This is a genomic window from Paracoccus nototheniae, from assembly GCF_004335005.1.
Taxonomy (GTDB): domain Bacteria; phylum Pseudomonadota; class Alphaproteobacteria; order Rhodobacterales; family Rhodobacteraceae; genus Paracoccus; species Paracoccus nototheniae.
In genome coordinates this window covers 1-7,626 of the sequence record NZ_RQRT01000112.1, presented here as the reverse complement: position 1 = coordinate 7,626, position 7,626 = coordinate 1, and the positions used below count along the sequence as shown (strand labels likewise).

General features: G+C 65.6%; 8 protein-coding genes and 1 tRNA gene. 6 read left to right on the top strand and 3 right to left on the bottom strand.

Features of this window, described 5'->3' with window-relative positions; genetic code table 11:
- Positions 1–2,604 (bottom strand): ATP-dependent chaperone ClpB (gene clpB, locus EG885_RS21150; RefSeq protein WP_131578620.1); only part of this gene is annotated, 2,604 nt, incomplete at its 3' end.
- Positions 2,605–2,761: 157 nt separating this feature from the next.
- Between clpB and pyrF the strand changes: the two genes are divergently transcribed.
- Complete coding sequence (gene pyrF, locus EG885_RS21145; RefSeq protein WP_131578618.1) at positions 2,762–3,442, top strand: orotidine-5'-phosphate decarboxylase; 681 nt, start codon at positions 2,762–2,764, stop codon at positions 3,440–3,442.
- 87 nt (positions 3,443–3,529) lie between these two features.
- On the top strand, positions 3,530–4,255 hold the full coding sequence (locus tag EG885_RS21140) for a DUF998 domain-containing protein (protein ID WP_131578616.1): 726 nt from the start codon (positions 3,530–3,532) through the stop codon (positions 4,253–4,255).
- Here the strand turns inward: EG885_RS21140 and EG885_RS21135 are convergent.
- Both EG885_RS21135 and EG885_RS21130 read right to left on the bottom strand, forming a co-directional pair.
- Positions 4,191–4,670, bottom strand: a complete 480-nt coding sequence (locus EG885_RS21135) for an NUDIX hydrolase (RefSeq protein ID WP_242679783.1) — start codon at positions 4,668–4,670, stop codon at positions 4,191–4,193. The two genes, EG885_RS21140 and EG885_RS21135, sit on opposite strands and share 65 nt — an antisense overlap.
- Before the next feature lie 2 nt (positions 4,671–4,672).
- Positions 4,673–5,536 (bottom strand): N-formylglutamate amidohydrolase, encoded by an 864-nt coding sequence (locus EG885_RS21130; protein WP_131578614.1) that lies wholly within the window; start codon positions 5,534–5,536, stop codon positions 4,673–4,675.
- Between the two features lie 178 nt (positions 5,537–5,714).
- On the opposite strand from EG885_RS21130, the gene EG885_RS21125 reads away from it, so the two are divergent.
- The 4 genes from EG885_RS21125 to rpsO all read left to right on the top strand — a co-directional run bounded on the left by EG885_RS21125 (position 5,715) and on the right by rpsO (position 7,561).
- Positions 5,715–5,789 (top strand) — tRNA-Val (locus tag EG885_RS21125).
- An 81-nt stretch (positions 5,790–5,870) separates the two neighbouring features.
- On the top strand, positions 5,871–5,996 hold the full coding sequence (gene ykgO / locus EG885_RS21120; protein ID WP_042245282.1) for a type B 50S ribosomal protein L36: 126 nt from the start codon (positions 5,871–5,873) through the stop codon (positions 5,994–5,996).
- A 198-nt stretch (positions 5,997–6,194) separates the two neighbouring features.
- Positions 6,195–7,157 carry a calcium-binding protein gene (locus EG885_RS21115; protein WP_242679782.1) on the top strand — a complete coding sequence of 321 codons (963 nt, stop codon included), beginning with the start codon at positions 6,195–6,197 and terminating at the stop codon, positions 7,155–7,157.
- A gap of 134 nt (positions 7,158–7,291) precedes the next feature.
- Positions 7,292–7,561 carry a 30S ribosomal protein S15 gene (gene rpsO, locus EG885_RS21110; RefSeq protein WP_131578611.1) on the top strand — a complete coding sequence of 90 codons (270 nt, stop codon included), beginning with the start codon at positions 7,292–7,294 and terminating at the stop codon, positions 7,559–7,561.
- The last annotated feature ends 65 nt before the right edge of the window (positions 7,562–7,626 follow it).

Genomic DNA, 7,626 nt, shown 5'->3' with positions numbered 1-7,626 from the left:
GCCGATGGCGCCAAGCCGGGGGCCGGCCTGACCCACCCGGTCGCCGACCAGCAACCCGTCCGGGCTGGCGCTGACGGTGACGGTCGCGCCGTCCATGACCTCGCCCGACAAGAGCAGCTCGGCCAGCGGATCCTGCAGGGCGCGCTGGATCACGCGTTTCAGCGGGCGGGCGCCGAAGACCGGATCATAGCCCTGATCGGCCAGCCATTTGCGGGCCGCGTCATCCATGTCCAGCGTGATCTTGCGCGCCGCCAGCCGTTTGACCAGCCGCGCCATCTGCACCGTGACGATTCCGTCCATGTTCGTCCGCGACAGGCGGCGAAAGATGATGATCTCGTCCAGACGGTTCAGGAATTCGGGGCGGAAATGGCCGCGCACCGCCTCCATCACCTGATGGCGGGCATCGCTGGCATCGGCATCTTCGGGCAGATGCGACAGCGCCTGAGACCCCAGATTCGAGGTCAGGATGATCAGCGTCTGCTTGAAATCCACCGTCCGGCCCTGACCGTCGGTCAGAACCCCGTCATCCAGCACCTGCAACAGCACGTTGAACACGTCCGGATGCGCCTTTTCGACCTCGTCGAACAGGATCACCTGATAGGGGCGACGACGCACGGCCTCGGTCAGGACGCCGCCCTCGTCATAGCCGACATAGCCCGGAGGCGCGCCGATCAGCCGGGCCACGGAATGTTTTTCCATGAATTCGGACATGTCGACGCGGACCATCGCTGAATCGTCGTCGAACATGTATTCGGCCAGCGCCTTGGTCAGTTCGGTCTTGCCGACGCCGGTGGGGCCCAGAAACAGGAACGATCCAAGCGGACGGTTCTCGTCGTTCAGACCCGCGCGGGCGCGGCGCACGGCATTGGACACGGCAGTGACTGCCTCGGCCTGACCGATGACGCGTTTGCCGATCTGTTCCTCCATCTTCAGCAGCTTGTCGCGCTGGCCTTCCAGCATCTTGCTGGTCGGGATGCCGGTCCAGCGTTCCACGACCTCGGCGATCTGTTCGGGGCGCACGGCCTCTTCGACCATCCGCCCGTCACCGGTCTCGGATTCCGCCAGCTGCTTTTCCAGACCGGGGATCACGCCATAGGACAGTTCACCGGCGCGGGCCAGATTGCCCTCGCGCTTGGCTTGCTCGAGATCGGCGCGGGCGCGTTCCAGTTGTTCCTTGAGGTTCCTCGACCCCTGCAACTGATCGCGCTCGGCCTGCCAGCGGGCGGTCATCTCGGCGCTGCGTTCCTGCAGGCCGGACAGGTCTTTCTCCAACCGCTCCAGCCGATCGCGGCTGGCGGAGTCGTCTTCCTTCTTCAGCGCCTCGGCCTCGATCTGCAATTGCAGGATCTGGCGATCCAGCTGGTCCAGTTCTTCGGGCTTGCTGTCGACCTCCATCCGCAGGCGCGAGGCGGCCTCGTCCATCAGGTCGATCGCCTTGTCGGGCAGGAACCGGTCGGTGATATAGCGATGCGACAGGGTCGCCGCAGCCACCAGCGCCGCATCGCTGATGCGCACGCCGTGATGCAGTTCGTATTTCTCCTTGATGCCGCGCAGGATGCTGATCGTATCCTCGACCGTTGGTTCCTCGACCAGCACGGGCTGGAAGCGGCGGGCCAGCGCCGCGTCCTTTTCGATATATTTGCGGTATTCGTCCAGCGTGGTGGCGCCGACGCAATGCAATTCGCCCCGCGCCAAAGCGGGCTTGATCAGGTTGGCGGCATCCATCGCGCCATCGCCTTTGCCCGCGCCGACCAGCGTGTGCAATTCGTCGATGAACAGGATGATTTCGCCAGCCGCCGTCTCGATTTCCTTCAGGATGGACTTCAGCCGCTCCTCGAAATCGCCGCGATATTTGGCACCTGCGATCAGCGCGCCCATGTCCAGCGCCATCAGGCGCTTGTTGCGCAGGGATTCGGGCACGTCGCCGTCGATGATGCGCAGCGCCAGACCTTCGGCGATCGCGGTCTTGCCGACGCCGGGTTCGCCGATCAGCACGGGGTTGTTCTTGGTGCGGCGCGACAGAACCTGCATCGTGCGGCGGATTTCCTCGTCCCGGCCGATGATCGGGTCGATCTTTCCGTCACGGGCCGCCTGCGTCAGGTCGCGGGCATATTTCTCCAGCGCCTCATAGCTGTCCTCGGCCGAGGCCGTATCGGCGGTACGGCCCTTGCGGATATCAGAGATCGCGGAGTTCAGGGCCTGCGCATTGACAGACCCTGCGGTCAGCGCATCGCGGGCATTCGTGTTGACCAAGGCCAGCGCCATCAGCACCCGTTCGGCGGGCACGAAGCTGTCACCGGATTTCTTGGCGACCGTTTCCGCCTCGTCCAGCACGCGGACCAGCGAGGGATCGACATAGACCTGCCCGCTGCCCGACCCCGACACCTTGGGCAGTTTCGCCACCGCCTGATCTGTGGCCTCGCGCACGCGTTTCGGGTCACCGCCCGCGCGGGTGATCAGGTTCGAGGCCAGGCCCTGATCGTCGTCCATCAGCGCTTTCAGCAGATGTTCGGGCATGACGCGCTGTTGGTTTTCGCGGATCGCGATGGTCTGGGCGGATTGCAGGAAGCCGCGCGACCGTTCCGTGAACTTGTCCATGTTCATCGGGCATACTCCTTTGACAAAAGCCCCCGGTGTTTCAGACGCCCTGAGGCGGCACGTCGATGTCCGGGTCTGATCCAGATCTGGGGGGCCGAGGCTGTGCTTTCAAGCGTCCGGCACGCGTGGCATAAGGCGCGCATGTGACAAAGGGGAATGCGGAATGGATGACCGGCTGATCGTGGCGCTGGATGTGCCGAATGCCGTGGCGGGGCTTGATCTGGCCGCACGCCTTGGCGATGCGGTGGGGTTCTACAAGATCGGGCTGGGGATGCTGACCGGCGGCGGGCTGGGGCTGGCCAACGAGCTGAAGCAGGACCATGGCAAGCGCATCTTTCTGGACATGAAGCTGTTCGACATCGGCGCCACGGTCGAGGCCGCCGTACGCGGGCTGGCGCAGTTCGAACTGGATTTCCTGACCGTGCATGGCGATCCGCAGGTGGTGGCGGCGGCGATGCAGGGCGCATCGGGGTCGGACATGAAGATCCTGGCGGTCACCATCCTGACCTCGCTCGAGCGATCCGATCTGGATGCCGGGATGATCCGGGCGGGCGATCTGCACGAGATCACCGTGGAACGCGCCGCCCGCGCCTTTGATGCCGGCGCCGACGGCATCATCTGTTCCCCGCGCGAGGCGGCGGCGATCCGCGCCCTGCCGGGATCGCGGCTGATCGTGACGCCGGGCGTGCGGCCCGCAGGTTCGGCGCCGGGCGATCAGAAGCGGATCGAAACCCCCGCCGATGCGCTGGCCGCCGGGGCCGATCACATCGTGGTGGGCCGTCCCATCTGGCAGGCCGCCGATCCGCGCGCTGCGGCGCAGGCGATCCTGTCGGACATGGCCTGAACGGGCTGTTTTAGGCGGGCGGCGCCTGATCGGGATTGACCGCCCGCCCCTGCCGGGGCCAGCATGATGGCGCATGGCAGGGGGCGGATGATGGATGATCGCGGCATCGACCAAAAGGCCCGCAACCAGCTGGTCCTGTCCTTTCTGTCGGTGCGCCGGGCCATCGGCGCGCTTGGCTTTTTCCTGCCGCTGGCGCTGATCGCCTTTGCGATCCTGTGGCCCGAGCCTTTGGGGTCCAGCATCTCGGCCTATTTCCATTCGCCGATGCGCGACATCTTTGTCGGCACATTGATCGCGCAGGCCGTCTTTCTGTGGAGCTATGAGGGATTCGCCCCCGAGGGCGCCGAACGGATCACCGACCGGGGCACCGCGCGTGTCGCCTCCGTCGGGGCGATGCTGATCGCGCTGGCGCCGACGACCGGACCCGCAAATTCGGGCGATGCCTGCACGCTGCTGGCCTGCCGGATGCCCGAATGGCTGACCTATGGCGTCCATTTCGCGGCGGCGGGGGTGTTTTTCGGCGCTCTGGCGGTGTTCTGTCTGGTGCTGTTCGTCAAGGGCGCCGAGGACAGCGCCGAAAAGCGTGCCTCGAACCGGATCTATCGGATCTGCGGCTGGACCATTCTGGCCTGTCTGGCGCTGATCCTGCTGGTCGGGTTGCCGGGGCTGTCGGGGGCGCTGGCGCCGCTGCGTCCGGTCTTTTGGCTGGAAACCATCGCCACATTCGCCTTTGCGACCAGCTGGGCGGTCAAGGGCGACAGTCTGCGTCCGCTGGTTCAGGGGTTTGCGGCGATGCAGCGCGGACCTGCGTGATCCATCGGCAGAAATGCGGCACGGCGCGGGGATGGGCCAGATAATCGTCAACCGGCATCATGCGCCATCCCTGCCCCTCGCTGCCAAAGCGGATCGAGGCGATCTCGGTGGCGTGCAGGGCGCCGGTGAACAGCCAGGACCGCATCGGCGGTGCGGCATGGGACACAAAGGCATGACCGGTCAGGCGGTCAGGGGGCAGATGCAGGCCGAATTCCTCGGACAATTCGCGCAGGGCGCAGTCCACAGGTGATTCGCCGCCCTCGCGCCCGCCGCCGGGCAGATCCCAATGGCCGGGAAAGGGCAGGCCGGGCCGGTCGTCGCGCAGCAGGGTCAGCATCTGCCCGCGATGGGTCAGCCACAGCTTGGCCCCGTGAAACGAGGCCCCTTGAAGCGCGCCCACGTTAAACGCGGCCACGGCTATTCGGCCGCGATCCGGCCCCCCGGCTGATCGGCGCGAATCGCGACCAGCCGGGCGATCATGCGGTCGATGCGGGCGGCGAAATCGTCGAAATCGGCGCGGGGGGTGATAGTGCCCTCGTCCATATAGAGCGAGCGGTCGATCTCTAGCTGCACGACATGGATGTTTTGCGCCGGGCGGCCATAGGCCGAACAGATATAGGCCCCCGAGAACGGAGAGTTGCGGCGCACCGTCCAACCCTCGGTTTCCGCCGAGGCCGAGACCGCGTCCGAGATGCGCGCTGCCGCCGACAGCCCGTGGCGATTGCCCAGCACCATGTCGGGGCGCATCCCCTGCAGATGACCAAGCGCGTCATGGGGCATCGAATGCATGTCGATCAGGATCGCCTGACCGAACCGGGCGCGGGCCTCGGCGATCAGGGCGGCCAGGGCGCCGTGATAGGGTCGCCAACAGGTGGCGATGCGACGGTCGGCCTCGGCCCGGTCGATCTGGCGGTCATGGATGGTGCGGCCCTGCGACACGACGCGGGGAATCACCCCCAGCCCCGCCAGGGTGCGCTGGTTCAGCGGATGACGGGGCACGCCGCGCACGACCAGCGGGTCGATCTCGTCCGGGCCGCGGTTGAGATCCACGATGCAGCGCGGGATGCGGGCGGCCAGCGTCACCGCACCATGGCGCAAAGCCGGGGCGATCAGGCGGTCGATGAACGCATCCTCGGATGACCGCAGCGCGCTGACCGGCAGCCGGGTTTCGCGCAGGAACCATGCGGGATAGTCATGTCCCGAATGGGGCGAGGCAAAGATGACCCCGGACTGCCAGACGTCCGGACGGGTCAGCACATAGGTCGGATCAGGCTGGGACAAGGGCAGTCCTCGGCATTCTGGGCCACGGCACGGATGCGGCGGGGCGATGAGGCATATAAACCCGAAAAATTGGCTGCCGATAGGTCTTGAATACCCCCCGGACCCCCGTTATAGACACGCGAACCGAGGGGGTGCCACCAGGTTTTCGCAAGGAAACGTGATGGAATCACCAAGGAACGGGCGGTTAGCTCAGCGGTAGAGCACTACGTTGACATCGTAGTGGCCACTGGTTCGATCCCAGTACCGCCCACCAATGTTTCGCCGCCCCCGGCCACAACCGGGGGCATTTCGTTTTCCTGGCGGCAGCGCAGCGCCGCGACGATGGAGAAAACCGATGAAGGTTCGCAATTCGCTCCGCTCGCTCAAGAGCCGGCACCGCGACTGCCAGGTCGTGCGCCGCAAGGGCCGCATTTACGTGATCAACAAGACCAACCGCCGCTTCAAGGCCCGTCAGGGCTGATCGGCGGGGACTTGGCCGGGCATCCGGCAGGTCACCGGAAACGACGAAATCACCCGCCCTTCGTGGCGGGTTTTTTCATGTCCGCAGGCTTTGGCCCTGCGGGTGTTAACCCTTTGTCAACTTACACGTTCTTTGGGGGCTTGCGGGGCCGTATAGTCGTCTGACCGGCATGGGGTCGGGACAGGCGGGAACGATCCGATGATGATTCTGGGTGGTCTTCTGGGGGTGCTGCTTGCGGGGCTTGTGGCAGACGGCATGGCGACGGCTGTGGGCCATCCCGATGTCGATGACGACGACGCGGACCTGCCCGGTGGCGATGACGACGGCTCGACCCTGCCGGTGATGCCCATTCCGGATGGCACGGAGGATCCCGATCCCGATCCCGACGATCCCGACGATCCGGGTGACGACCTCGGTGCCATCTTCGATGGGTCCGACGATCTGGACATCCTGATGGGCACGACCGGCCATGACCTGATTCGCGGTGGTGGTGGCGCCGACGATCTGCGCGGCGGCTTGGGTCACGATACGATCGAGGCGGGCGAGGGCGATGACTGGGTGCAGGGGGATGCCGATTATGGCCCCGGCGGCAATGATGTCATCTATGGCGGGGCGGGCGACGATCTGCTGGCCGGGCAGGGCGGCGACGATCTGCTGTTCGGCGATCCGGGCGATGACACGCTGATGGGCGGCGAGGGCGACGACACCCTGTTCGGCGGCGCGGGCAATGACATGCTGGCCGGGCATGACGGCAACGACCTGCTGGTCTCGACCCAAGGGTCCGACGATCTGGACGGCGGGCGCGGCGATGACGTGCTGATCGGCCATGACGGTCCCGAAACCGTCTGGATGAACGGCGGCGAGGGGGACGATCTGCTGATGCCCGGCGCGCATGATTTCGTATCCGGCAATGCAGGGGCGGACAGTTTCATTCTGCGCGATATCCCCCAAGGCATTCCGACCATCGCCGATTTCGATGCCACGCAGGACCAGATCACCCTGCATGTGGATGCCGATCTGGCGCGCGATGCCGTCGTGACCTTGCGCGAGGATGCCGACGGCACCTTTCTGCTGGAGCTGAACGGCGATCCTGTCGGCCGCCTGTTGGGCCATGGCGGGCTGCAGGTCGGGGATGTGCGCATCGTGGCGGTGAACGGCTGAACGGGCTTTCCTTTTGCGCCCATCCGGGCTAGACGCGCGCATCCGCCGGACATCCGGTTCGTGCGGTGTCTTATGGACCTTGCTGGACGACATCCCGGCCTGCGCCCTCACCCCTGTTTCCAAAGGAGATCCCGATGTCGATCACCGTCGAAGAAAAAGCCCGCGTCATCAAGGAATTCGGTACCAAGGAAGGCGATACCGGTTCGCCCGAAGTGCAGGTCGCGATCCTGACCTCGCGCATCGTCACCCTGACCGAGCATTTCAAGTCGCACAAGAAAGACAACCACTCGCGTCGTGGTCTGCTGATGATGGTCGCACAGCGCCGCAAGCTGCTGGACTATTTGAAGAAAAAAGAAGAGGCGCGTTACACCGCCCTGATCGGCAAGCTGGGTCTGCGTCGCTAACCCGACCTGCCTCGGATCATCCGACAGAACGCCCGTGGTCCTGCCGCGGGCGTTCTGTCGGATGA